At 65.3% G+C, this 24532-nt stretch carries 23 protein-coding genes; 16 read left to right on the forward strand and 7 right to left on the reverse strand.

The features are described 5' to 3' along the window. The first annotated feature begins 106 nt into the window (after positions 1 to 106). Positions 107 to 1612, forward strand: a complete 1506-nt coding sequence (locus RPPS3_RS12610) for a caspase family protein (protein ID WP_107344409.1) — start codon at positions 107 to 109, stop codon at positions 1610 to 1612. Between the two features lie 51 nt (positions 1613 to 1663). Here RPPS3_RS12610 and RPPS3_RS12615 read toward each other — a convergent pair whose 3' ends face one another. Beyond that, positions 1664 to 2500 (reverse strand): helix-turn-helix transcriptional regulator, encoded by an 837-nt coding sequence (locus RPPS3_RS12615; protein ID WP_107344410.1) that lies wholly within the window; start codon positions 2498 to 2500, stop codon positions 1664 to 1666. A 98-nt stretch (positions 2501 to 2598) separates the two neighbouring features. Between RPPS3_RS12615 and RPPS3_RS12620 the strand changes: the two genes are divergently transcribed. After that, positions 2599 to 3504, forward strand: coding sequence for an SDR family oxidoreductase (locus RPPS3_RS12620; protein ID WP_107344411.1), 906 nt, complete (start codon positions 2599 to 2601; stop codon positions 3502 to 3504). Positions 3505 to 3537: 33 nt separating this feature from the next. Here RPPS3_RS12620 and RPPS3_RS12625 read toward each other — a convergent pair whose 3' ends face one another. After that, complete coding sequence (locus RPPS3_RS12625) at positions 3538 to 3726, reverse strand: hypothetical protein (protein ID WP_042441071.1); 189 nt, start codon at positions 3724 to 3726, stop codon at positions 3538 to 3540. A gap of 57 nt (positions 3727 to 3783) precedes the next feature. Continuing rightward, a complete protein-coding gene (locus RPPS3_RS12630; RefSeq protein WP_199852135.1) occupies positions 3784 to 4260 on the reverse strand; it encodes a hypothetical protein in 477 nt (158 codons plus the stop codon). Positions 4261 to 4576: 316 nt separating this feature from the next. Between RPPS3_RS12630 and aqpZ the strand changes: the two genes are divergently transcribed. Next, positions 4577 to 5299, forward strand: coding sequence for an aquaporin Z (aqpZ, locus tag RPPS3_RS12635; protein WP_107346585.1), 723 nt, complete (start codon positions 4577 to 4579; stop codon positions 5297 to 5299). Positions 5300 to 5344: 45 nt separating this feature from the next. Here aqpZ and parE read toward each other — a convergent pair whose 3' ends face one another. After that, positions 5345 to 7396: a DNA topoisomerase IV subunit B gene (gene parE, locus RPPS3_RS12640; protein ID WP_107344412.1), complete on the reverse strand. Its 2052-nt coding sequence runs from the start codon at positions 7394 to 7396 to the stop codon at positions 5345 to 5347. A gap of 456 nt (positions 7397 to 7852) precedes the next feature. On the opposite strand from parE, the gene RPPS3_RS12645 reads away from it, so the two are divergent. Both RPPS3_RS12645 and RPPS3_RS12650 read left to right on the forward strand, forming a co-directional pair. Continuing rightward, a complete protein-coding gene (locus tag RPPS3_RS12645; RefSeq protein ID WP_107344413.1) occupies positions 7853 to 8383 on the forward strand; it encodes a DedA family protein in 531 nt (176 codons plus the stop codon). An 86-nt stretch (positions 8384 to 8469) separates the two neighbouring features. After that, positions 8470 to 9459 carry an MBL fold metallo-hydrolase gene (locus RPPS3_RS12650; RefSeq protein ID WP_107344414.1) on the forward strand — a complete coding sequence of 330 codons (990 nt, stop codon included), beginning with the start codon at positions 8470 to 8472 and terminating at the stop codon, positions 9457 to 9459. 102 nt (positions 9460 to 9561) lie between these two features. On the opposite strand, the gene RPPS3_RS12655 is transcribed toward RPPS3_RS12650, so the two are convergent. Further along, entirely contained in the window at positions 9562 to 10107 is a 546-nt protein-coding gene (locus RPPS3_RS12655; protein ID WP_107344415.1) for a DUF2087 domain-containing protein, read from the reverse strand. 450 nt (positions 10108 to 10557) lie between these two features. Between RPPS3_RS12655 and RPPS3_RS12660 the strand changes: the two genes are divergently transcribed. The 5 genes from RPPS3_RS12660 to RPPS3_RS12680 all read left to right on the forward strand — a co-directional run bounded on the left by RPPS3_RS12660 (position 10558) and on the right by RPPS3_RS12680 (position 15559). Continuing rightward, positions 10558 to 11223: an FMN-binding negative transcriptional regulator gene (locus RPPS3_RS12660; protein WP_107344416.1), complete on the forward strand. Its 666-nt coding sequence runs from the start codon at positions 10558 to 10560 to the stop codon at positions 11221 to 11223. 14 nt (positions 11224 to 11237) lie between these two features. After that, positions 11238 to 12233 (forward strand): N-acetyl-gamma-glutamyl-phosphate reductase, encoded by a 996-nt coding sequence (gene argC / locus RPPS3_RS12665; protein ID WP_107346586.1) that lies wholly within the window; start codon positions 11238 to 11240, stop codon positions 12231 to 12233. A gap of 68 nt (positions 12234 to 12301) precedes the next feature. Then, positions 12302 to 12901 (forward strand): class I SAM-dependent methyltransferase, encoded by a 600-nt coding sequence (locus RPPS3_RS12670; RefSeq protein ID WP_107344417.1) that lies wholly within the window; start codon positions 12302 to 12304, stop codon positions 12899 to 12901. A gap of 254 nt (positions 12902 to 13155) precedes the next feature. After that, positions 13156 to 14952 (forward strand): B12-binding domain-containing radical SAM protein, encoded by a 1797-nt coding sequence (locus RPPS3_RS12675; RefSeq protein ID WP_107344418.1) that lies wholly within the window; start codon positions 13156 to 13158, stop codon positions 14950 to 14952. Positions 14953 to 15196: 244 nt separating this feature from the next. After that, on the forward strand, positions 15197 to 15559 hold the full coding sequence (locus tag RPPS3_RS12680; RefSeq protein WP_107344419.1) for a hypothetical protein: 363 nt from the start codon (positions 15197 to 15199) through the stop codon (positions 15557 to 15559). 16 nt (positions 15560 to 15575) lie between these two features. Here RPPS3_RS12680 and RPPS3_RS12685 read toward each other — a convergent pair whose 3' ends face one another. After that, positions 15576 to 16274: a GntR family transcriptional regulator gene (locus RPPS3_RS12685; protein ID WP_107344420.1), complete on the reverse strand. Its 699-nt coding sequence runs from the start codon at positions 16272 to 16274 to the stop codon at positions 15576 to 15578. Positions 16275 to 16289: 15 nt separating this feature from the next. On the opposite strand from RPPS3_RS12685, the gene RPPS3_RS12690 reads away from it, so the two are divergent. The 4 genes from RPPS3_RS12690 (at position 16290) to RPPS3_RS12705 (ending at position 20634) form a co-directional block, all read left to right on the forward strand. Further along, positions 16290 to 17372: an ABC transporter ATP-binding protein gene (locus RPPS3_RS12690; RefSeq protein ID WP_234819945.1), complete on the forward strand. Its 1083-nt coding sequence runs from the start codon at positions 16290 to 16292 to the stop codon at positions 17370 to 17372. Beyond that, positions 17372 to 18250 (forward strand): ABC transporter permease, encoded by an 879-nt coding sequence (locus RPPS3_RS12695; RefSeq protein ID WP_107344422.1) that lies wholly within the window; start codon positions 17372 to 17374, stop codon positions 18248 to 18250. Before RPPS3_RS12690 ends, RPPS3_RS12695 begins: the two co-directional genes overlap by 1 nt. A 56-nt stretch (positions 18251 to 18306) precedes the next feature. Further along, positions 18307 to 19284, forward strand: a complete 978-nt coding sequence (locus RPPS3_RS12700) for an ABC transporter substrate-binding protein (RefSeq protein ID WP_107344423.1) — start codon at positions 18307 to 18309, stop codon at positions 19282 to 19284. A gap of 72 nt (positions 19285 to 19356) precedes the next feature. Next, positions 19357 to 20634: an amidase gene (locus RPPS3_RS12705; protein WP_107344424.1), complete on the forward strand. Its 1278-nt coding sequence runs from the start codon at positions 19357 to 19359 to the stop codon at positions 20632 to 20634. Between the two features lie 41 nt (positions 20635 to 20675). On the opposite strand, the gene RPPS3_RS12710 is transcribed toward RPPS3_RS12705, so the two are convergent. Next, positions 20676 to 22481 carry a PHA/PHB synthase family protein gene (locus RPPS3_RS12710; protein WP_107344425.1) on the reverse strand — a complete coding sequence of 602 codons (1806 nt, stop codon included), beginning with the start codon at positions 22479 to 22481 and terminating at the stop codon, positions 20676 to 20678. Between the two features lie 326 nt (positions 22482 to 22807). Here RPPS3_RS12710 and RPPS3_RS12715 point away from each other — a divergent pair, with 326 nt between their 5' ends. Then, positions 22808 to 23119 (forward strand): hypothetical protein, encoded by a 312-nt coding sequence (locus tag RPPS3_RS12715; protein ID WP_107344426.1) that lies wholly within the window; start codon positions 22808 to 22810, stop codon positions 23117 to 23119. Positions 23120 to 23303: 184 nt separating this feature from the next. Continuing rightward, entirely contained in the window at positions 23304 to 24524 is a 1221-nt protein-coding gene (locus RPPS3_RS12720; protein ID WP_107344427.1) for an LL-diaminopimelate aminotransferase, read from the forward strand. Positions 24525 to 24532 lie beyond the last annotated feature (8 nt).

Raw genomic sequence — 24532 nt, forward strand, 5'->3', positions numbered from 1 at the left:
GGATCGTGGCCGCCATCGACGTCCTTTTCGGTTGAACCGTGCTCGGGTTCTGACCGACTATGGCGCAGGCGGACGCGATCCGGCCGCTTCGTTTTGAGGGACTGGAATGCGATCGATCGGAAGGGCCGGCACGCGGCACGGAGCTGCGCTATTTGCGGCCGTCACCTGCGTGCTTGCGCTACTGGTCGCCGGCCCCGCATCGGCTGCGAAGCGGGTCGCGCTGGTGATCGGCAACGACGATTACCGCAACGTCCCCAGGCTGCAGAAGGCGGTCAACGACGCGCGCACGATTGGCGACGCGCTGAAGACCCTCGGCTTCCAGGTGATGGTGGCCGAGAACCAAACTCGCGCCGCGTTCAGCCAAAGCCTGCTGGCGTTCGACACCACGATCGAACCCGGCGACACCGCGTTCTTTTTCTACGCCGGTCATGGCTTCGAGATCGCGGGGCAGAACTACCTGCTGCCGATCGACGTGCCGGCCGCCACCGAAGGCCAGGAGGAACTGGTGCGTGACGCCTCGATCATGGCGGACCGCATCATCGACCGGCTGCAGAACCGCGGTGCGCGCACCGCGATCCTGGTGCTCGATGCGTGCCGCAACAACCCGTTCGAACGCCGCGGCGTGCGCGCACTGGCCGGGCGCGGCGGGCTTGCGCCGATGACGACGCTGCCTGAAGGCGTATTTTCGATTTTCTCAGCCGGCCCGCGGCAGACCGCGCTCGACCGGTTGTCCGACAACGACAGCAATCCGAACTCGGTGTTCACCCGGGTGTTCGTGAAGCAGTTGCTCGATCCCGGCGACAACCTGGTGCAGGTGGCGCAGCGCACCCGGCGCGCCGTCAGCGAGATGGCAGATACCATCGGCCACAAACAGGTCCCGGTGTATTTCGACCAGATGGTCGACGACGTCTTCCTGAACGGTCGGCCGCAGCCAAGCGCCGCCGCGACGGAGCCTTCGCAGAAGGTCGCCGCACTGCCGCCGGTCGCGCCGCTGAAGCCGCCGGCCTCGGAGACGCTGAATGCGCCGATCGCCAGCTTCTCCCGGCACAACGGCGGCTGGACGGTGTCGTTCTCGATTGCCGATCCGACGCTCGGCATCTCGTGGCGGATGGGCGAGGGCGCATTCCGCGAAACCGGCTTCATGGACGCGCTCGATCCGCGCACCCGCAAGCGGATGCCGAACCCGTCGATCCAGCTTCCCGCGGACGCGCCCGCCGGCACCATCGAGCTGCGCTACATCGATGCGCAAGGCGAGATGCAGGGGCCGTTTCCGATCAAGTTCGAACCGGAGGCGGCGCTGATCCGCGATCAGCGCAAGATCCTCGACATGACGGCGACCAGCTGGCTGTCGTTCCGCGACTACAATGGCCTGCTCGTGTACTACACGCACCTGATGTCGTATCGCTGCGCGATCCGCGAAGTCCGGATCGGGATCGACAGTGCGGTGCCTGACAAGGTGCTGAAGATGCCGCCCTGCGATATGCGCGATCCGATCGCGATTCCGAGCAGCGCGCAGCCCTATCTGAAGCTGGCTCCGAACGTGCAATCGGTGTCGGTCGAGCTGACCTACCGTGACGGCAGCGTGTCGGAGATCAAGACGTTCCGCCGGTGAGGCTCGTGTCGCAGCGATCGGCTGGGGGGCGGCTGAAGTAGCACAGGTCCGTCATGAGGCGCCCTTCGCCTCGATCAGTGCACGAACGCGCTCGGCCACCTGCGGCGAGGCAGGATTATAGACGATCATGCCGAGCTCGGGGCGCCCCTCGACCGCGAAGGACGAGAACTCCAGGTCCAGACGACCGGCCTCTGGGTGTTTGATGCACTTGACGCCTTCGCCATGCGCGACGACGTCGTTGTCCTGCCACAGCGCGGCGAATTCGGTGCTGAGCCGGCACAGCTCATCCACCAATCGGGACACTTCTTCAGTACCGGCGGCGCCGGCGCGGGCCACGTCGGCACGGAACGCGCCGACGACGAAGCGCGCCACGCTGCTCCAGTCTTCCTGCCGGGCTCGCTTGCGAGCATTGCCGAACAGCAGGCGCAGGATGTTGCGTTGCTCGCGCGGCAGCTTGCTGTAGTCCGTGAGCAGTGCCGCAGCGGCCTTGTTCCAGCCGACGACGTCCCAGGTTGCGGTCTTGATAATGGCCGGACTGAGCGGCATCGCGTCCAGCACCCGCTGCAATCGCGGCGAGATGCCGTCGGTGGGCGTGTATCGCACTTCCGGCGGCCTGCCGAGGCCGAGCATGAACAGATGCTCCCGTTCGGGTTCGGTCAGCATCAGGCCCTTGGCGATGCGATCAAGCACCGCGGCCGACGGCGCGCCGCCGCGGCCCTGTTCGAGCCAAGTGTACCAAGTGGGGCTGATATTGGCGCGCTGCGCCACTTCCTCGCGCCGCAGTCCAGGCGTGCGGCGCCGACCGATGGAGAAACCGAGCGCGGCCGGGTCGAGTCGCGTCCGGCGGCTGCGCAAATAGGAACCGAGCGCGTTCTGATCAGGAGTCACGTCGGATCCTGTTGATTATTATACCAGGATAATGTCACGGCTTTAACAGGTTTAGACATACCGCCAGATTTGCCGCCGAACAAACTCGGAGGTGTCTGATGCGTGTCTTCCTCACTGGTGCGACCGGCTTCGTCGGTTCGCACGTCCTCAAAGAACTGCTTGCCGCCGGCCATCAGGTGACCGGGCTGACCCGATCCGATGCGGGCGAGCGTTGGCTGGCTCAGGCAGGCGCCAGCGTTCATCGCGGCACACTGGAAGATGCCGGCAGTCTCGCGCGCGGGGCCGAGCAGGCGGATGCCGTGATCCACACGGCGTTTGATCACACCTTCTCGCGCTATCTTGAGAATTGCGCCAAGGACGCGCGCGTGATCAGCGCGTTGGCGGAGGTGCTGAAGGGCTCGGACCGGCCGCTGATTATTACGTCGGCGACCGGCATCGGCTCCCCCGGGGCCGGTCTGCCAGCCGTGGAGGAGGTGGTCGACTGGGCTCACGCTTTGCCGCGGATCGCCAGCGAGCGCGCCGGCCGGGAGGCCGCCGACAAGGGCGTCTCGGTAGCGGTGGTGCGGCTGCCGCAGGTGCACGACACCGAAAAGCAGGGGCTGATCTCGCCACTGATCGACATCGGCCGGGCCAAGGGCGTGTCGGCCTATGTGGGCGACGGCAGCAACCTTTGGTCGGCTGTCCATATCGACGATGCCGCGCGCCTGTATCGGCTCGCTCTCGAACATCACCAGGCTGGCGCCCGCTATCATGCGGCCGCCGAGGAAGGCGTCAGTATGCGCCGAATCGCCGAGACGATCGGCGCAGGTCTCGGCGTTCCGGTGGCCGCGTTGCAGGCGGACGAGGCGGTCGGTCACTTCGGCTGGCTGGCGCCGTTCATGGCGATGGACATGCGGGCGTCGAGCGCCGCAACGCGTAGCCGGTTGAACTGGACACCGACCGGCCCCGACCTGCTCACCGATCTAAAGGCGATGGACTATCTCAAGCTGCGCACGGCGAGCTGACCATCGTGAGGCGGCCGCTTGCCGCGTGCCGTCTCACGCCTTGCGCGAAATGAAGATCAGCAGCAGCCCGCCGAATGCGGTCGAGGCGCCGTACCACATCCATTGCGACTGGTTGATCATGAAACTCTGAGCCGGCCATTGAATGAGGCCGGCGCCTTGGCCGGTCCAGACCAGCCCCACGAGCAGGGCGATGACGCCGATGACGAGAAACAATGTGCGCATGGACGAATTAGGCACGGTTTGGCCGACCGGCACAAGACCCGCGAAGGTCGAGCTGGACTAGCCGCCACTGAGCGAGCGGCTGATCCGGGTGACGATCGGATCCCAGCGGCGCTTCTCGGCCGCGGGATAGTTGATCAGCACGCAGTGCATCACGCCCGCCGCTCGATTGCACCGATTGTACCAGATGCGATCGTTACGGATGCTGGAGACGACGAAGAACCGCGGGGTGACGCGGCGATAGATGACGCCCGACGGCGGCTTGCGCGCCGCCAGGAACGCGGCCGGAGATATGCCGCTTGGGTTGGCGACGGTCTGCACCGTGAGGTCGGCCCGCCCATCCGAGGTGACGAAGCGGCGGCCCGGACCAATCTGTGCGGCTCCGCCATCGTCGCTGAAGATCGCGGTCGGCACAGCGACCGAGGCGCCGCTGTCCCGGATCGTGTAGCGCTGCCAGCCGTCCGCTTGCTGCGCCTTTGCAAGGCTTGGCCCCAGCATCGCCGCGGCGGTGATCGCCAGGATCCAGGGTCTCATCATGATCTCCGCTCCGAGTTGCCGAGCGATCAACGTGGCTCGGTCGGCAAGGTTGCGAGCGAACGCGTCGAGCCTCGCTGGTTTCGGCGGGGCGGGCAGGGCGCACGGCCGATCAGGTGCGGACGGTATAAGCAAGATCGGCTGGTAACGATGCCTGTGCAGTGTCGCATTTGATATGCGATATTCAATTTGCGAATCTTTATTAAAAACGCAGTGCGCCATCAATTCGCTCGTGGCCTCGCTTAGCTCCGCCACCACCACCCGGCACAGCACTGCGCCTCACGCCGTCAATTCGGTCGTGATGATCGAGGAAAGAGACATGAATATTAATAAGTATCTTGCGGAGATGATCGGCACGTTCTGGCTCACCTTCGCCGGCTGCGGCAGTGCGGTGATCGCAGCGGGATTTCCCCAGGTCGGCATCGGCCTTGTCGGCGTGTCGCTGGCGTTCGGGCTCAGCGTCGTCACCATGGCCTACGCGATCGGGCACATCTCCGGCTGTCACCTCAATCCGGCAGTGACGCTGGGCCTCGCCGCGGGGGGACGTTTCCCGGTCAAGCAGATCGCCCCGTACATCATCGCCCAGGTGCTCGGCGCGATCGCCGCGGCGGCGCTGCTGTATCTGATCGCCAGCGGCGCGGCCGGCTTCGACCTCGCAAAGGGCTTTGCCTCAAACGGCTACGGTGCGCATTCGCCGGGCCAGTACAATCTGGTCGCCTGCTTCGTCATGGAAGTGGTGATGACCATGATGTTCCTGTTCGTGATCATGGGCTCGACCCACGGCAAGGCGCCGGCCGGCTTCGCGCCGCTGGCGATCGGCCTGGCGCTGGTGATGATCCATCTGGTCAGCATTCCGGTGACCAACACCTCGGTCAATCCGGCCCGCAGCACCGGTCCGGCGCTGTTCGTTGGCGGCTGGGCGATCGGCCAGCTCTGGCTGTTCTGGGTGGCGCCGTTGATCGGCGGTGTACTCGGCGGCGTGATCTATCGTGTGCTCAGCCCTGAGCCGACCGGCGTGGTCGAAGGCGTCAAGGCGCGATAGCCGCGAGGTCTGCGCCGCCGCTTTCGGCGGCGGCGCGTCTTCGTCTTACACGTCCAGCAATTCGTCGCTGGCGAACTCGGCCTTCTCGGAGATGAAGGCGAAGCGGGCTTCGGCCTTGGTGCCCATCAGCCGCTCGACCGAATTGGCGGTGCCGTCGCGGTCGTCGGGGAGCAGCACGACGCGCAGCAGCGTGCGCTTGGCCGGATCCATCGTGGTCTCTTTGAGCTGCGCCGGCATCATCTCGCCAAGACCTTTGAAGCGGCCGACATCGACCTTGGCGTTGGCGTTGAATTCCTTCCGCAGCAGCTCTTCCTTGTGGGCGTCGTCGCGGGCGTACACCGTCTTGGCGCCATGGGTCAGCCGGTACAGCGGCGGCACGGCGAGATAGAGGTGGCCCTCGTCGATCAGCTTCGGCATCTGCCGGTAGAAGAAGGTGATCAGCAGCGAGGCGATGTGGGCGCCGTCGACGTCGGCGTCGGTCATGATGATGATGCGCGAATAGCGCAGATCTTCCTCGCGGTAGTTCACCCCGGTGCTGACACCGAGAGCCTGGATCAGGTCCGACAGCTGGGCATTCGCCACCACCTTGTCCTTTCCGGCGGAGGCGACGTTGAGGATCTTGCCGCGCAGCGGCAGCACCGCCTGGGTCGAGCGGTCGCGCGCCTGCTTGGCGCTGCCGCCGGCCGAGTCGCCCTCGACGATGAACAGCTCGGAGCCTTCGGCCGCGGTCGAGGTGCAGTCCGCCAGCTTGCCCGGCAGCCGCAGCTTCTTGACCGCAGTCTTGCGCGAGATTTCCTTTTCCTGGCGGCGGCGCAGCCGCTCCTCGGCGCGCTCGATCACGAAGTCGAGCAGCTTCGTGGCCTGCACCGGGTTGCCGGACAGCCAGTGGTCGAACGGATCCTTGATCGCCTGTTCGACGATCTTCTGGGCTTCGGCGGTGGCGAGGCGGTCCTTGGTCTGGCCCTGGAATTCGGGCTCGCGCACGAATACCGACAGCATCACCGCGGCGCCGACCATCACGTCTTCCGAGGTGATCGACGAGGCGCGCTTGCCCTGGCCGGCGCGCTCGGCGTGGTCCTTGAGGCCGCGGAGCAGGGCGCTGCGCAAGCCGGATTCGTGAGTGCCGCCGTCGGGCGTGGGCACAGTGTTGCAGTACGACGACAGGAAGCCGTCGGCATCGGCCGTCCAGGCGACCGCCCATTCGCACGCGCCGTGCGCGCCGTTGCGGCCCGACTTGCCGGCGAAGATGTCCGGGTGCACCAGCGTGTCGTTGTGGATCGCCGCGCCGAGGAAGTCCTTCAGGCCGCCGGGGAAGTGAAACTCGTCCTCGGCCGGGACGTCCTCGATGCCTTTGAGCAGTTCGGGATCGCACTTCCAGCGGATCTTCACGCCGCCGAACAGATACGCCTTCGACCGCGCCATCTTGAACAGACGCTGCGGCTTGAACGCGGCTTTGGCGCCGAAGATCTCGGTATCGGGCTTGAAGCGGACGCGGGTGCCGCGGCGGTTGTTGACCTTGCCGAGGTCCTCGAGCTTGCCCTTGGGATGGCCGCGCTCGAACACCATGCGGCTGAGCTGCTGATTGCGCGCCACTTCGACTTCAAGACGCGACGACAACGCATTGACGACGCTGACGCCGACGCCGTGCAGACCGCCCGAGGTCTCGTACACCTTGCTGTCGAATTTGCCGCCGGCGTGCAGCGTGCACATGATCACTTCGAGCGCCGACTTCTTCGGAAATTTCGGATGCGGATCAACGGGAATGCCGCGTCCGTTATCGGAGACGGTGAGAAAGCCGTCGGCCGACAGCTCGACCTCGATGAAGGTGGCGTAGCCCGCCAGCGCTTCGTCCATCGAGTTGTCGATCACTTCTGCGAACAGATGGTGCAGCGCCTTTTCGTCGGTGCCGCCGATATACATGCCGGGCCGGCGCCGGACCGGCTCCAGCCCCTCCAGCACCTCGATGTCCGCGGCGGTATAACCGTCCTCGGCGCCGCTCGGCTTCGCCGCCGCCTTGGGCGCGGCGGGCTTCGGCGCAGCCCCGAACAGGTCGCTGGCTGATTTCGATTTCGAGCTTGCCTTCAATGCCTTGGCCATGAGTCCTGGAGTCTGTTCTGATGTCGTGCGAACGGCCGAAGCCGTACGAATCGCTGTGTTGCACTATGCCATGGAAGGGCTACGGGTGTGACGCTGGGTCGAGACCCGGCCGGCGCAGGGCGCCGACAGGGGCTGCGGGCCGGGCGGATGCACGAGAATGTGCACCCCGCAAACCGGTGCCGACCGACTACCGGGAGGCCATATAGGCTCCTCGGGCAGGGTTGAATAGAGCCGATGCGCCTCGGGACCCTGCGTTGCAGCGATACCTTAATACCGGCAAAGGCTTGTGCCGGATCAATCTTCCGGGCTGAGGCGCGAGGTCGCGCCGGCCGGCCGCATTGCGGCCATGCCGGTCTGGTCGGGAGGGCGTGTCGCATGTTGGACCCGCCATGGTCCGTGCTATTGCGACAGCCATATGAAAGGTCGCGTCGGGGGACGGCGGCCACCTGAAAGACAATGGAAGCCTATATCCACGACATCGCCGAGTTCGTGCGTCAGCATCAGGCGTGGGCCGCACCCGTCGTCCTGGCGCTGGCCTTCGGCGAGTCGCTCGCCTTCATTTCGCTGCTGATCCCGGCCTGGGGCGCCCTGGTTGCGATTGGGGCGCTGATTGGCGTCTCCGGCCTCAGCTTCTGGCCGGTGTGGATCGCCGGCGGCGTCGGCGCTGCGCTCGGCGACTGGGTCTCGTATTGGTTCGGCTACCGCTACAAGGACAACGTCGCCCAGATCTGGCCGCTGTCGAAATATCCGGGGCTGCTGCGGCGGGGCGAGGACTTCGTCCGCAAATGGGGCGTGCCGAGCATCTTCATCGGTCGGTTCTTCGGGCCGTTGCGCGCCTCGGTGCCGCTCGCGGCCGGCATCTTCGAGATGCCGTTCTGGCCGTTCCAGATCGCCAATGTGGTGTCGGCCTTGGTGTGGTCGGCGGTGCTGCTGCTGTTCGGCGACGGCCTGTCGATCGGGCTCGGCTGGATCCTGCGGTCGGTCTGACGGTCCCGATCAAATGCGCGTCATGACGTGATCGCGCCATGAGTTGCGGCTTAGACTGCGCCGCAAATCACCAGCGAGGACACGCCATGGATCTGACCCGACGTCACGCCCTCACTGCGACTGCCGCGCTTGCGGCGGCACCGCTGCTGCGCAGCGCGCCCGCCCACGCCGCGGCGCCGGTCGCCGACAAGCAGGCGCCGAGCTACTATCGCTACCGGGTTGGCGATGCTCAGGTGAACGTGGTGTCCGACGGCATCAGCACCTTTCCGCTGGCAGATGGCTTCGTGCTCAACGCCATGAAGGACGATGTCGGCGAGGCGCTGGAAGCGGCGTTCCTGCCCAAGGACAAGGTCTCGATCCATTTCGCGCCGCTGGTGATCAACACCGGTGGCAAGCTGGTGGTGCTCGACACCGGCAACGGCCCCGGCGCGTTCGCGTCGAGCAAGGGCAATGTCGGCCAGTTCGCCAGCAACATGGCGGCCGCAGGGTTCGATCCGAAGGCGGTCGATCTGGTGGTGATCTCGCATTTCCACGGCGATCATATCAACGGCCTGCTCGATGCGTCGGGGCAGCCGGCGTTTCCGAACGCCGAGGTGCTGGTGCCGGCCGCGGAGTGGAAATACTTCACGGACGACGGCGAGATGAGCCGGGCGCCGGCGGGCCGGATGCAGAGCGTGTTCCAAACCGCGCGAAAAGTGTTCGACACCGGGCTCAACAAGAAGGTCACACCGTACGAGTGGGGCAAGGACGTCGCGCCGGGCCTGCTGGCGGTCGAGACCCGCGGCCACACGCCCGGCCACACTTCGTTCGTGCTGTCGTCCGGCGCCGACAAGGTGTTCATCCAGTCCGACGTCACCAACGTGCCGGCGCTGTTCGTCACCCATCCGGGCTGGCACCTGATGTTCGATCAGGATCCGGCGATGGCCGAGACCACCCGCCGCAAGACCTACGACATGCTCGCCGCCGAGAAGATGCGGGTGCAGGGCTTCCATTTCCCGTTCCCGGCGATGGGCCATGTCGAAAAGACCGCCGACGGCTACCGCCTGGTGCCGTCGCCGTGGAATCCGGTGATCTGAGATCGTTCCCGAGACTTGAGAATCTCGTCGTTGCTTCGTCGCGGAGCCTGTGCCCGGACGGCGCGGAGCGCCGATCCGGGTGCTGCTCGCAAGGCCGAGGGCTCAGGCTGCGAGCCGCGGGGCGAGGTGGCGGATCAGTGCCACGCCCTCCGGCGGCGGCTTCTGCTCGACCCGGCGATACACCCGGCCATCGCGGGTGCGCGTCATCAGGCCGTAGTCGCACATCATGCGGCGCAGCAGCGCGTGATCGCCGAAGCCGTGATGGGCGAGCAACAGCTCGTTGAGCTGTTTCTCGCTGAGCTCGCGTCCCGCCGGCACGCGCGACCACATCACCCATAGGCAGAGCAGGCGATGGCTGGCCTTCTTCGGCCAGCGGGCGAGACCGCCGCTGGCATCGAAGTAACGCGTCGCCTGCGCGACCTTCTGCAGATCGGCCACCGGCTCCGGCTCGGGCTGGCGCTGCAGCTGCTCCTCGGCGTCGAACTGGGCGCGGAAATGCTGGAAGTTGCGATAGCCGGCCGAGCGCGCCAGCAGGTTCAGCATCTCGACATGGCCGAGCTTGTGGCCCTGGGCGTCGAGCTCGCGGTTGAGCGCGCGCGCCAGCGCGGACACATCCTGGGTGGCGAAGGGGAAAGCAGTTCTGGTCATGACCTCATCCTCGATCGTGCCGAACGATGAATGTCGTTGGTCGCTGACTTACGACGGCGGCACGGGATAAGTGTCTGCCGATCAAGGAAACAGGCAGGTTTAGCTTCCCCGAGGGGACAGCGACGCCTTGGTGAACTGCCGACCAGTGCGCGGGGAAATACAGCCCCATCGCACGATTGGCAAGCTATGCGTGCGGCAGCGCCGTCATGAGCGAGATTGAGATCTGCGCCGTGATGGGTTGACCTGATACGTAACCGCTCCTATCAACGCGTCATGCTCAACGCGCTCACCACCGCCAAAGCCCGCCGCCGCATTCCCGCGGCATGGGTTGACGCGCGCGTCTGACAGCGTCCTCCCTGCCGCCGGTTACGGTCCGCGGCAGGTGAGCTTCAAATCCCCCTTACGCGCAATCGATCCGGCGGCTCCCGTTCAAACCAGGAGCTTATCGCCATGTATGCGCCACCCCAGTTCAAGCCCGACCGGTCCGCCTGCCTTGCGTTCGCGGCGGCGCGCGGTTTCGGCCTCGCTTGCGCCCATGACGCCGCCGGGCCGATCGCTTCGCCGCTGCCGTTCGCGATCCAATATGCCAGCGACGGCACCCCGCTGTTGTCGTTCCACATCGCGCGCAACAATCCGCTGGCGCGCTGCGCCGACGCCCGCGCGCCGTGGCTGATGGCGGTGACCGCCGGTCATGCCTATGTGTCGGCCGACTGGTACGCATCGCCGGACCAGGTGCCGACCTGGCTATATCGCAGCGTGCAGCTGACCGGGCCCGCGGCGGTGATGTCGGCCAGCGAATTGGAGGCGCAGCTCGGCGACGTCAGCGCCTTGTTCGAGACCGCGCTGGCGCCAAAGCGGCCGTGGACCATGGCCAAGATGGCGGCCGGCCGGCGCAATGCGATGAAGCAGGCGATCGTCGGGGTGCTGATGCGGGTGGATGCGGTGGCGGGCAGTTTCAAGCTCAACCAGCACAAGTCCGACGCCGATCACGTCGCGGTCGCCGCCGCGCTGGCGCGCCAGCCCGACGCCGGCTCGCAGGAAATCGCGGCCGAGATGGTCGCGCTGCGGCCGCATCTGGATTACACCGTGCCGGCACTCGCCGGCGAACCCGCTTGATCAAGGAGCTTCACATGACCCTGACCGACAGCACCCTCTCAGGCCAGGCGAAGGCTAGAAGCGGCAAGCCGGTGGTGTTCATCGACGGCGCCGCCGGCACCACGGGCCTCGGCATCCGCGAGCGGCTGGCCCGCCACGGCCAGGTCACCGTGAAGGACATCCCCGACGACAAGCGCAAGGATCCCGGCGCCAAGCGGGCGCTGATGGCCGAAGTCGATCTCGTCATCCTGTGCCTGCCGGACGATGCCGCCAAGGAGACGGTGGCGCTGATCGACGAGCTCGGCGCAGCAGGCCCAAAGGTGCTCGACGCCTCGACCGCGTTCCGGGTCGCGCCGGACTGGGTCTATGGCTTCGCCGAGCTGGCGCCGGACCAGGCCGACAAGATCCGCGCCGCCAAGAAGGTGGCCAATCCCGGCTGCTACCCGACCGGCGGCATCGCGCTGCTGCGGCCGCTGGTCGACGCCGGTCTGCTGCCGGACGACTATCCGGTGACGATCAACGCCGTCAGCGGTTATTCCGGTGGCGGCAAGTCGATGATCGCGGCCTACGAGGCCGGTACCGCGCCGGCGTTCGAGCTGTATGGCCTCGGCTTCGCGCACAAGCATCTGCCGGAAACCCAGAAGTACTCGGCTCTGTCGCGGCGGCCGATCTTCATTCCTTCGGTCGGTAACTTCCGTCAGGGCATGCTGGTATCGGTGCCGCTGCATCTCGATACGCTGCCGGGCAAGCCCGCGGTCGCCGACCTGCACGCCGCGCTGGCGCAGCGTTATGCCGGCAGCACCTATGTGTCGGTGCCGCCGCTCGATGCTGCGCCGTACGCGGGCGGCCGGATCGAGCCGGAAGCGCTGAACGACACCAATCAGCTCGAACTTTACGTGTTCGGCAGCGACACGCACCGCCAGGCGGTGCTGGTGGCGCGGCTCGACAATCTTGGCAAGGGCGCCTCCGGTGCCGCCGTGCAGAACATGCGGCTGATGCTCGGCTTGCCTGATACTGGCGGGGTCGATTAGCCGCCTCGCTTTGCTGTGGAGTGGCTCCCGTCCTTTGGGCGGGAGCCACGTCATTTTTGGAACCTGACATGACTCAAGCTTTCGACGACGACACGCTGCGGTTCTACCGCGGCAATGCCACCGCTTACGCCGAGCGTCAGCCGCGGAGCGCGACGCTGACCAAATTCCTGGGCGAACTGCCGGCGGGCGCCAAGATCCTCGAGCTCGGCTGCGGGGCCGGCTACCAGGCCGAAGCGATGCTCGCGGCCGGCTTCGATGTCGACGCGACCGACGGCTCCCCGGAACTCGCGGCGGAAGCGTCGCGCCGGCTCGGGCGACCGGTCCGCACCATGTTGTTCCATCAGCTCGACGCGATCGACGCTTACGACGCGGTTTGGGCTCACGCCTGCCTGCTGCACGTGCCGCGCGATGAGCTGGCCGATGTGCTGAAACTGATCTGGCGGGCGCTGAAGCCCGGCGGCCTGTTCTATGCCAGCTACAAGTCCGGCGACAGCGAGGGGCGGGACAAGCTCGCGCGATACTACAATTACCCGTCCGAGGAGTGGCTTCGTGGGCGTTATGCGGAAGCTGGCACTTGGGCATCGGTCGCGGTCGAGGCCAGCGAAGGCAAGGGGTTCGACCAGGAACTTGCTCAGTTCCTTCATGTAACGGTGCGGAAGCCGGAGTGACTGCTTACCGTCACTGAGTTCCCTGGCGACTGTGCAAAGTGAGACACAGTGTTGCTGTTGCGTCTCACCAAGTCGGCCGCTGTTCAGTTAGCGCACGGTTAGTACCACGGCTGCAGCATATGCGATTAGCTTGCAGTGATAATTGAGTGAGTTGTGCCGGGCGTCCTTGCCAGCGCCCGGCGACCTGAGCCAAGCTCTAAGCGGGAGGCCGAAGGCGGGATCGCTTTCGGTTGCGAGAGCAGGTGAGGGCGGCAATGGCGAGTGTGCAACCGGCGGCGCGGCCGTCGAAGCGGTTCCAGATCGCACTGATCAAACCGTCGCATTACGATGACGACGGCTACGTCATTCAGTGGTTCAGGTCATTCATTCCCTCCAACTCACTGGCGGTGGTTTACAGCCTGGTGGAGGACGCCCGGCAGCGCCGCGCGTTGGGCGACGTCGAGATCGACATTACCGCTGCTGACGAGATCAACACTCGAACGCGCATTCCGCAGATCATCGAGCGGTTCCGGGCCCAAGACTTCTTCGGGCTGGTGTTCATCGTCGGGGTGCAGTCCAATCAGTTCCCGCGCGCGATGGATATCGCTCGGCCGCTGCGGGCCGCCGGCGTTCCGGTGGCGATCGGCGGCTTCCACGTCTCCGGCTGCATCGCGATGCTCCCCGGGATCCAGCCCGATCTGCAGCAGGCGCTCGACCTCGGTGTCACCCTGTATGCCGGCGAGCTCGAAGGCCGCTGCGACGAGCTGCTGCGTGACGCCGCCAGCGGCGCGCTGAAGCCTCTGTACAACTACCTGAACGACCTGCCGTGCCTCGAGGGCGTGCCGACGCCGGTGCTGCCGCGCAAATTCCTCAAGGGGACGTTCAGCCTGCAAACCTCGTTCGATGCCGGCCGCGGCTGTCCGTATCAGTGCTCGTTCTGCACCATCATCAACGTCCAGGGCCGCAAGTCGCGCGGTCGCAGCGCCGACGATATCGAGCGCTTGGTGCGCGCCAACATGGCGCAGGGCGTCAACTGGTTCTTCATGACCGACGACAACTTCGCCCGCAACAAGGACTGGGAGGTGATCCTCGATCGGCTCGCCGCGCTGCGCCGCGAATTTGCTGCGACCGGGCAGAAGGACATCAAGCTGGTCATCCAGGTCGACACGCTGTGCCACAAGATCGATGGCTTCATCGAGAAGGCGCGGGCTGCGGGCGTGGTCCGTACATTCCTCGGATTGGAGAGTATCAACCCGCAAAATCTCGCTTCGGCGAAGAAGCGTCAGAACAAGATCACCGAATATCGGCAGATGCTGCTGGCCTGGAAGAGGGCCGGGGTGATCACTTATGCGGGCTATATCCTCGGCTTCCCGCACGACACGCCGGAGAGCATCGCCGAAGATATTGCGATCATCCAGAAGGAGCTGCCGCTCGACATCCTCGAGTTCTTCTGCCTGACGCCGTTGCCGGGCTCCGAAGATCACCAGCGCCTGTTGAATCAGGGCGTGGCGATGGACAGCGATCTCAACCGGTTCGACATCGAACACGTGGTCACGCCGCATCCGAAGATGAGCCGGGAGGAGTGGCAGGGCGCGTATCTCAAGGCTTGGGAGCTGTACTATTCGGCCGAGCACATCGAACGGATGATGCGCCGCGCCGCCGCGACCGGTGTCGGTGTGTCACGGCTGGCGTCGATGATCTTCCTGTTCTCGTCGATGGTCCGGATCGAGAAGGTGCACCCGCTGCAGGGCGGCATCATCCGGCTGAAATATCGGCTGGACCGCCGCCCGTCGCTGCCGGTCGAGCCGGCGCTGGTGTTCTATCCGAAGCTGATTGCCGAGGGGGCCCGCAAGCTGGTGCAGAACGTCCGGCACTGGTTCTGGATCGACGGCCTGCGCCGCAAGATCCGCAGCGACCCCAACCGGCTGACCTACACCGACACCGCGATCACCCCGGTCGGCGACCACGAGGTCGAGGAGCTGGAGCTGTTCACCCACACCCAGGCCGCCCAGGACGCCGTGGAGCACATCCGCAAGATCAACCAGCTCACCCACGCCAAATCGGTGGCGTAGGCGGCTGCACTTGGCTTGGGACGTCGGGCTGTCCGCCGTCATTCCGGGGCGCCGCGTAGCGGCGAACCCGGAATCTGAAACGGCACGGCTTAGTGGCGGCGCTCCCCAGAACGACTTCGAGATTCCGGGTTCGCGAGCTTCGCTCGCGCCCCGGAATGACTCCGAGCACCGTTCGGATCTGTTCTCAAGTTCCCGCCGTCATGCTTAAATTGCTCCGTTGCATTGAAACGGTTTCGGAGGCGGCATGACGACAGCTCCTGTGCTGGTGATCCTCGGCGCGGCGACGGCGTTGGGGCTTTATCTCGGACTGTTGTATCTGCGCGGCGACCGCAAGCAGGGGCTGGTCGCGCTGCACATGCTGCTCGGCTTTGGCGGGCTCGAGACTCTCGTGATGCTGCTGCACGGCACGCCGGATGGAGCTGCGACGACGGATAGCGTCTCCTTCGGCAAGATCGCGGCTGGTCTGTTCGCGGTTTCGGCCTTCTCCGGCTTCATCGCCGCGCTGGCGCGGCGCTCGCCGGTCGGCGCTAACGTCCTGCTCGGCACGCACGTCACCGTCGGTCTCGCCGGTTTCGCGCTGCTGCTGGCCTGGGTGTCGGGGACATAGCGTCGGTCTCTCGGCCTCAACGGGCCGCGGTGAGCAGTTCGCCGTCGTCTGCCGGAGCGGGCGCCAACTTCAATTGCGCCTCCTGTTCGATCAGCCGCAGTGTCTGCGCCAGATGGCGCTCGGTCGTTGCCACGACACCGTCGCGGTCGCGGCTCCGATAAAGCGCCAGCAATTCGGCGTGATCGCGGTTGTTCATGTCGCGGATGTCCGGATCGGCGAATAGCGACAGGACGACATAAGGCGAGGCGGCATGGGCAAGGTTGTAGACCACGCTGCCGAGGCGGCCGCCGGTGGTGTTGCCGGTCAGGGCGGCGTGAAATTCCTCGTTGAGATTGGCCCAGCTTTGCGCCGAGACCTTGCCGCACATCTTGCGATGGCAAGCGTCGGCGCGGGCGAGATCGTCGTCAGTGACGCGATCGAAGGTGCGGGCGGCCAACAGAGGCTCCAGCCGCATCCGCATCTGGTAGATCTCCTGCACGTCGTCCAGCGTCAGCCCGCGAACGACGGCGCCGCGCCTTGCGTCGAGTGAGATCAGCCCTTCCGACAGCAGGTCGCGAAAGGCTTCGCGCACCGGCGTCGTACTGACGTCGAGCTGACGCGCGATCTCTTCCTGCCGCAGCCGCGTGCCGGCCGGATAGCGCCCCTGCAGAATCTTGGTCCGCAGATCGAGCAGGACATGCTGGCGGACCGTCGTGGGCTGTCCACGTCTCCGCATCTTTCACTCCCTTAAGTGCCGATCGCCGAGGCGATTACGAGGCAGCCGTCGGCAGCTTCGTATTGCGCGCGGATTAGTCGTCGTTTCAATCTCGATATCACAGAACGCGCCCGGACCGGTGCCGCTTCGGTGTGCACAATGCACAATGCATTGGAGCGGCGGGATGGGACGAAGCACGGCGGCGGCGAACGCCGCGAGGGCGGGCGGCCTTCCGCTAATCGCCTGCGCTGCAGCGGGAATTGGCGTTCTTCGACCTTTGTCGAATGTGCTGGCATGGGTTTTGCAAAGCATTCGCAAAGGAGCAAATCCATGGCAGAGCCGCAGATCCAACTCAGCGTTCGAGACGTCCGCAAGGTGTTTCCCGGAAAAGGGGGGCCAGTGCCAGTTCTCGACGGGCTGTCCTTCGACATCTACGAGCGCGATTTCGTCAGCATCATTGGGCCGAGCGGTTGCGGCAAGACGACGATCTTCAACGTGATCGCGGGACTACTGAATGCCGATAGCGGCAGCCTGATCTATCGCGGGGAGCAGGTCAGCAGTCTGCGCGGCCGCATTGGCTACATGATGCAGAAGGATCTGTTGTTTCCCTGGCGGACGGTGCTGGAGAACGTGCTGCTCGGCCTGCGCGTGCGCGGCGTCGCCGATGCCGAAGCGCTCGACACTGCGCGGGAATATCTGTCGACCTTCGGTCTTTCGGGATTCGAGAAGGCCTATCCCAAGACCTTGTCGGGCGGCATGCGCCAGCGTGTGGCGCTGATCCGGACGCTGATCATGGATCCCGACATCCTGCTGCTCGATGAGCCGTTCTCCGCGCTCGACTACCAGACGCGGCTGTATCTCGAAGGCGTGCTGATGGAGGCGGTCGAGACCTTCAACAAGACCGTCATTCTGATCACCCACGACGTCGACGAAGCGGTCGCCTTGTCCAAGCGCGTCGTCGCCCTGAGCGGGCGGCCGACGCGGGTCAAGAATGTCCATCACATCGACATCGAGCGCACCGGCCCCGTGGAGGCGCGCAGCGATCACCGCTTCTCCGATTATTTCCACATGCTCTGCGGTGAGCTCGACATTCAGACCCGAAAAGTGAAGTCCAACTGATGACCAGCGCAACAGACGTCGCACCCCGTACCGGCGGCACTGCCATCCGGCCCAATCACGAAACGATCAGCCTGACCCAGCGTCTGGTCGTCACGTTCGACACGCATCTCGGTCGCACCGCGCTGCAGGCGCTCGCGGTGGTCGCGTTCTTCCTGCTGTGGGAGCTCGGAGTCCGCATGGGCTGGATTTCGGAGTTCCTGGTCGGGAAGCCGTCGGGGATCTGGGTGCGGTTCGAGACCCAGTTGCTCGATGGATCGCTGTTCGTCGACAGCGGCTACACGCTCTACGAAGCTTTGATCGGCTTCGTCGTCGGCACCATCGTCGGTTCGGTTCTCGGTCTGGCGATGTGGTACTCGACCTTCATCGCCCGGATGGTCGAGCCCTTCATCGTGGCGCTCAACAGCGTTCCGAAGATTGCTCTCGCCCCGGTGATCCTGCTGTGGTTCGGCACAGGCTTGTTGTCGAAGGTGGTGCTGGTGGTGTCGATGACGGCGCTGGTGGCGCTGATCGCAGCGTATCAAGCCGCCAAAGACAGCGACAAGGATTTGCAGTCGCTGATGCTGTCGATGGGTGGCTCCAAACACCAGATCTTCTACAGCGTGGTCGTTCCGTCGTCGCTGCCGGCGATCATCGCAACCTTCCGGATCAACATCGGCTTCGCTCTGGTCGGTGCGGTGGTCGGAGAGTTCATCTCGTCCAAGCGTGGCCTTGGCCATCTCGTTTACAACGCATCGAGCCTCTACGACCTCAATTCGGTCTGGGTCGGCCTGTTCGTCCTGATGTTCATGGGCTTCGTGCTCTACCACGGGATCGATGCGCTCGAGCGCTACCTGCTGCCCTGGAAGCAGGACACCGGACACGTCCGGATTCAGGCCTAGACGCGGCCGCACCAACTCCCACCACCTCCTTCACCCAACCTCGGAGCCGAAACCTTATGCGTTCGATCGGAAGACTTGTCGGTGCAGCCACCGTCGTGGCGTCGTTAGTAGCTTCGACGGTGGTCCCCACCGCCGCGATGGCCAAGCAGGTCAAAATCTCTCAGGCCTTCCAGTCCATGCTTTACCTGCCGTTCTACGTCGCGCTGGATAAGGGCTTCTTCAAGCAGCAGGGCCTCGACGTCGACAAGGAGACCGCAGGTTCGCCGACCACGGCACTGTCCGCGGTTCTGTCGGGGAGTGCGTCGTTCTCGATCCACGGTCCGGAATGGACCGCGATCGCCAATTCGAAGGGCGCCGATGTCGGCATCATCTGCAACGTGGTGAATGGCGCGGCCGTGTGGGTCGCTGCGGCGCCCGACTTCAAATACGACACGCTCCAGGATCTCAAGGGCCAGAAGGTCGTGGCCGGCCTGATGCCGACCACCAGCACCTCGCTGTTCATGAAGTTGCTCAAGGACAACGGCATGAAGCCTGACTCCGACGTCGATCTGCTGCAGGTGCAGATCGGCTCCGAGCCGGGGCCATTCCTCGGCGGTCAGGCCAAGGTGGCCGTGCTGTATGAGCCGGGCCTGGATCAGGTGGTGGCCAAGGGCATGAAGGTCGTGATCGGCTTCCCGAAAGCCTACGGTCCGTATGCGTTCTCGTCGATCACCGCTCGCAAGAACGTCGATCCGAAAGATGCGCAGGCGGTGGTAAACGCGATGGAGCTGGCGCTGCGCTTCATGAAGAACAATCCCGATGAAGCGGTCGCGATCGCCCAGAAGGAATTCCCGACGCTCGATCCGAAGATCGTCGAAGCGGCCGTCCGGCGGATGATCGCCGAAAACGTCTATCCGAGCAGCGTGCAGACAACGCAGCAGGCCTACGAGACCGCGATGCAGACCCAGATCGCGCTCGGCAATCTCAAGCAGGCGCCGAAGTACGAGGACTTCGTCATTCAGGACTACGTCAAGCCTGCGCTCGCGCTGAAATAACCATGGCCATTACGCCGGCGATCGGAGGCGATCGCCGGCGTCTTCTTTTGCGCTTCAAGGACGATCTCAATCATGTCGCATCCGCTGGGACTGCTCGCAGTCCATCGCGCGTTCCGTGAAGGAACGTTGAGCCCCGCCGACTACATTGCCAGTTGCACCCAGCGCGCCGACGAGGTGGAGCCTTGGCTGAAGGCGTTCTGTCATCGGCTGCTAGGCGAACAGCTCACGGGCGGGGAGGGACCGCTCGCCGGCATCCCGATCGGCATCAAGGACATCATCGCGACGGCCGGCATTCCGACCACCAACGGATCACGGGTCTATGCCGACCACATCCCGGATCAGGACGCGCCGATCGTGGCGCGCATCAAACAGCTTGGCGGCATCGTGTTCGGCAAAACGGTGAGCACTGAATTTGCCTGGCGGAGCCCGGGGCCAACGGTCAATCCCAACAATCCGCAGCACACGCCCGGCGGTTCGTCGAGCGGATCGGCGGCCGCGGTGGCGGCCGGCATCGTGCCGATGGCGCTCGGCACCCAGACCGTCGGTTCGGTGGTACGACCCGCTGCCTATTGCGGCATCGTGGGCTTCAAGCCGAGCTTCGGTGCGATCGTTCGCGACGGCGTTCACCCATTGGCGCAATCGCTCGATCACGTCGGATTCTTGACCCGATCGGTCGAAGACGCGGCGTTCGCATTTGGCTTGCTGGCCGACGCCGCCGACGCGGAGACGGCAGCCGAAGCCGTCGAGGGAGACGTGCTTCCTGTGGCCTCGTCACTGCGGCTCGGTGTGGTTCGCCCGCCCATCTGGGATCGGGTCAGCGCCGAACAGAACCAGGCGTTCGAGGCGGCTCTGGATACGTTGCGGCGCACAGGGGCCGGCGTCGTATCGCTGGAGCTTCCCGAGCGCTATTGGAAGGGATTCGAAGCCGCGGAGATCATTCTGGCGGCGGAGGCGGCTGCGATCTTCAACGGGCTGATCACGCAGCATCCCGATCTGACCAGCCCGCAGCTCAAGGAGCTGGTGGCGACGGGCAACGGGATCAGCGCACCGCGCTACATCGATGCCCGCCAACTGCAGGCATCCCTGCGGGAGGAGCTTCCGCGGCATCTCAGCGGTCTCGATGGCATCCTGACGGTGCCGGCGCCCGGCGAGGCGCCGGAAGGACTGGCCTATACGGGCGACGCCAGTTTTTGTGCGCTGTGGACGATGCTGGGCGTGCCGGCACTGACGATGCCGATCGCCCGGTCTGGCCGCGGCCTACCGCTTGGCCTGCAAGTGGTCGGTGGCTTCGGCGAGGACGCCAAGCTGCTGCGCATCGCTCGGGTGGTCGAGGCGAAGCTGGCGAACTGACTCGATCGACGCGCGGCTAAAGCTCTGCCGCCGCGCGTCGGTCAGGACCTCACCTTGACGTAGCTGCCCGGCGCATCTTCCAGCGGCGGGTAGGCTTCGTTGCCGATGGCGCGGGCGGGGACCTGTTCGTCGTCGAAGGCGCCGATCCAGGCGCGCCAGTCCGGCCACCACGACCCCTTGTGCTCCTCGGCCCCGTTCAGCCAGTTGGCGACCGAGCCGGCGAAGATGTCTGGGTTGGTCCAGAACTGGTACTTGTTCGCCGCCGGAGGATTGATCACGCCGGCGATGTGGCCCGAGCCGGACAGCACGAATTTCACCGGACCGCCGAAGAACTGCGAGCCGTACAGCACCGACTCCGCCGGAGCGATATGGTCTTCGCGGGTGGCGAGGTTGTAGATCGGCACCTTGACCTTGGCGAGGTCGAGCGTGGTGTTGTCCAGCACCATGGTGCCGGCCGACAGCTTGTTGTCGAGATAGCAGTTGCGTAAGTAGTAGGAGTGGTTCGCCGCCGGCATCCTTGTGGCGTCGGAATTCCAATGCAGCAGGTCGAACGCCTGCGGCGGCTGGCCCTTCAGGTAGTTGTTGACGACGTAGGACCAGATCAGGTCGTTCGGGCGCAGCATGTTGAAGGCCATCGCCATCTTGGCGCCTTCGAGCACCCCGGTGACCTTCATCTCGCGCTCGACCGCGGAAATCTGTTCCTCGTCGACGAACACCATCAGGTCGCCGGCATGGGTGAAGTCGACCTGCGTGGTCAGGAAGGTCGCCGAGGTGACCCGCACCCGGCGGCGCTCTGCCAGCCAGGCCAGCGTCGAGGCGAGCAGGGTGCCGCCGACGCAGTAGCCCAGCGTGTGCACCTTCATCTCGCCGGTGACCTTCTCGACCACGTCCATCGCGGTCAGCGGCCCGAGCTTCATGTAGTCGGCGAAATCCTTGTCGGCGAGGCTCTTGTCCGGGTTGACCCAGGAGATCACGAACACGGTGAGGCCCTGGTCGACGCACCATTTGATGAACGACTTCTCGGGCTTCAGGTCGAGGATGTAGTATTTGTTGATCCACGGCGGCACGATCAGCAGCGGCGTGCGCTGCACCGTTTCGGTGGCGGGCTCATACTGGATGAGCTGCATGATCTCGTTCTGAAAGATCACCTTGCCCGGGGTGACCGCCATGTTGACGCCGACCTCGAGCCCGGCCGGATCGGACTGCCGGATCTTGAGGTGACCGCGGCCGGACTGGATGTCGTCGGCCAGCATCTTCATGCCGCGTACCAGATTGTCGCCGCTGGCCTCCAGCGTGTGCCGCGTCAGCTCGGGGTTGGTCATCACGAAGTTGGACGGCGCCAGCGCGGTGGTGAGCTGCTGGACGTAGAACGCCGCCTTGCGCTTGGTGTGCGGATCGATCTCAGCGTTTTTGACCAGTTCGTCGGCCCACTGCGTGGTGAGCAGATAGGCCTGCATCAGGAAGTCGTAGAACGCGTTGGCCTTCCATTCCGGTGAGGCGAATCGCTTGTCGCGCGGCGAGGGGGCGATCGCCGGTTCGGCCTGTTCGCCGGCGAGGCGCTTGGAGGCCGCGCCCCAGAGTTCGAGACACGACTTGCCGAGCCGCTGCTGCAGCTCTTTGGAACGGTCCTGGTCGGACAGCCAGTAATTGGCGACGGTGGAGAAGCTCTTCACCATTTCGGTCAGACCGGGGGGCGGATGACCGTCCGGTGGCACGGCACCGTTCTGCGACTTCATCATCGTCGCAAGCGCCTGGCTACCAGTCTCCATCGCCTGCGCCAGATTGCGGGCGAATGCGTCAGGATCGAACTTCGGGGCCGCCTTGGGTTCTGCGAGCATGTCGGTCATGAATCAACACTACAATCCGGTGCAGAAAATCCGCTGAGATTTGTCGTCGCGCCCCCGGATGATGGCATAGTTCGGTAAACGTCGCTGATTTCGATGTGCTGCAGTGCGACAAATTGCGCTTGATTTAGCCACATTGGCATCCCACTGAGGCGGTCGGGTCGGTTAATGTCGCCGCTCGGCGCTGGCCGGTTCGAGGCGAAATGAGCTAAGGTTTAATCCTCGAGTGCGACGATTGTTGCGAGCGGCGACGATCGGGAAGGCGGGGCCGCGTGAAGGCAAGCAGGGTGATGCGAGTGGCAGGCACGGGTGGACGGACGGGACCCGGCATGCGGGCTGCTGTGGCAGCTGCGCTGGTCGTGGCCGGCTGCGCGCTCGGCGGCTGCTCGGTGTCGCTGTCGGACATGCCGCTGCTCGGCAGCAGCGATGCCCCTGCCAAGCCCAAGCAAGCCGACGCTTTTCCGGCCGTGAACGACCTGCCGGCCAATCGCGAGGAAGCGGTGCTGGCGCCGGCCGAGCGCAATAAGATCGAGCAGGAATTGATCGCAGCCCGCGAACGCCAAGCGAACGCGAATGCCGCTGCAGGTGCCGCCGCGCCGGCCGCGGGCACCGCGGCCGCCAGAACGGCGGCGTCGAGATAGCCGGAGCGACGCCGCCATCGACGACCCGCCGCCGGGGCAGGTGACGATCGCGAGCGGGCTGCATGTCAGCCTTGTCGCAAACAGCCGCAAATTCGATCGAATCAGGGCGTTGCTGCACGTTTATCGGATTCCCCTCCGATCAAGAACGCGGTAACGATCCCACCGTTACCCGGAGTCGAGGACCATGGAAGAATTCTACCGCATCCGCCGCTTGCCGCCCTACGTGTTCGAGCAGGTCAACCGGGCCAAGGCCGCCGCGCGCAACGCCGGAGCCGACATCATCGATCTCGGGATGGGCAATCCGGACCTGCCGGCTCCGCCGCACGTCCTGGAAAAGCTGAAGGACACTCTCGGCAAGCCGCGCACCGACCGCTATTCCGCCTCCCGCGGTATCACCGGTCTCCGCAGGGCTCAGGCCGCTTATTACGACCGCCGATTCGGCGTGAAGCTGAACCCCGACACCCAGGTGGTCGCGACCCTCGGCTCCAAGGAAGGCTTCGCCAACGTCGCCCAGGCGATCACCGCCCCCGGCGACGTCGTGCTGTGCCCGAACCCGAGCTATCCGATCCACGCCTTCGGCTTCCTGATGGCCGGCGGCGTGATCCGCTCGGTGCCGTCCGAGCCGACCCCGGATTTCTTCGCCGCGGCCGAGCGGGCGATCATCCATTCGATCCCCAAGCCGATCGCGCTGATCGCCTGCTATCCGTCGAACCCGACCGCCTATGTGGCCAGCCTCGACTTCTACAAGGATCTGGTGGCGTTCGCGAAGAAGCACGAGATCATGATCCTGTCGGATCTGGCCTACGCCGAAGTGTATTTCGACGACAACAATCCGCCGCCGTCGGTGCTGCAGGTGCCGGGCGCGATGGACGTCACCGTCGAGTTCACCTCGATGTCGAAGACGTTCTCGATGGCCGGCTGGCGGATGGGCTTCGCGGTCGGCAACGAGCGCATCATCGCCGCGCTGGCCCGCGTGAAGTCGTATCTCGATTACGGCGCCTTCACCCCGGTCCAGGTCGCCGCCACCGCCGCGCTGAATGGTCCGGACGACTGCATCAAGGAGATGCGCGAGACCTACAAGAAGCGCCGCGACATCCTGGTCGAGAGCTTCGGCCGCGCCGGCTGGGACATCCCGCCGCCCTCGGCGTCGATGTTCGCCTGGGCGCCGCTGCCGCCGGCCTTCCGCGAGATCGGCTCGATGCAGTTCGCCACCCTGATGGTGGAGAAGTGCGGTGTCGTGGTGTCGCCCGGCGTCGGCTTCGGCGAGCACGGCGAGGGCTTCGTCCGCATCGCGATGGTGGAAAACGAGCAGCGCATCCGCCAGGCGGCGCGCGGCGTCCGGCGCTTCCTTGAAAGCGGCGTCGAAACGTTGCACAACGTCGTGCCTCTCGCTGCTCAGCGATAGGCCCGTCA

Source organism: Rhodopseudomonas palustris, assembly GCF_003031265.1.
Lineage (GTDB): Bacteria > Pseudomonadota > Alphaproteobacteria > Rhizobiales > Xanthobacteraceae > Rhodopseudomonas > Rhodopseudomonas palustris_H.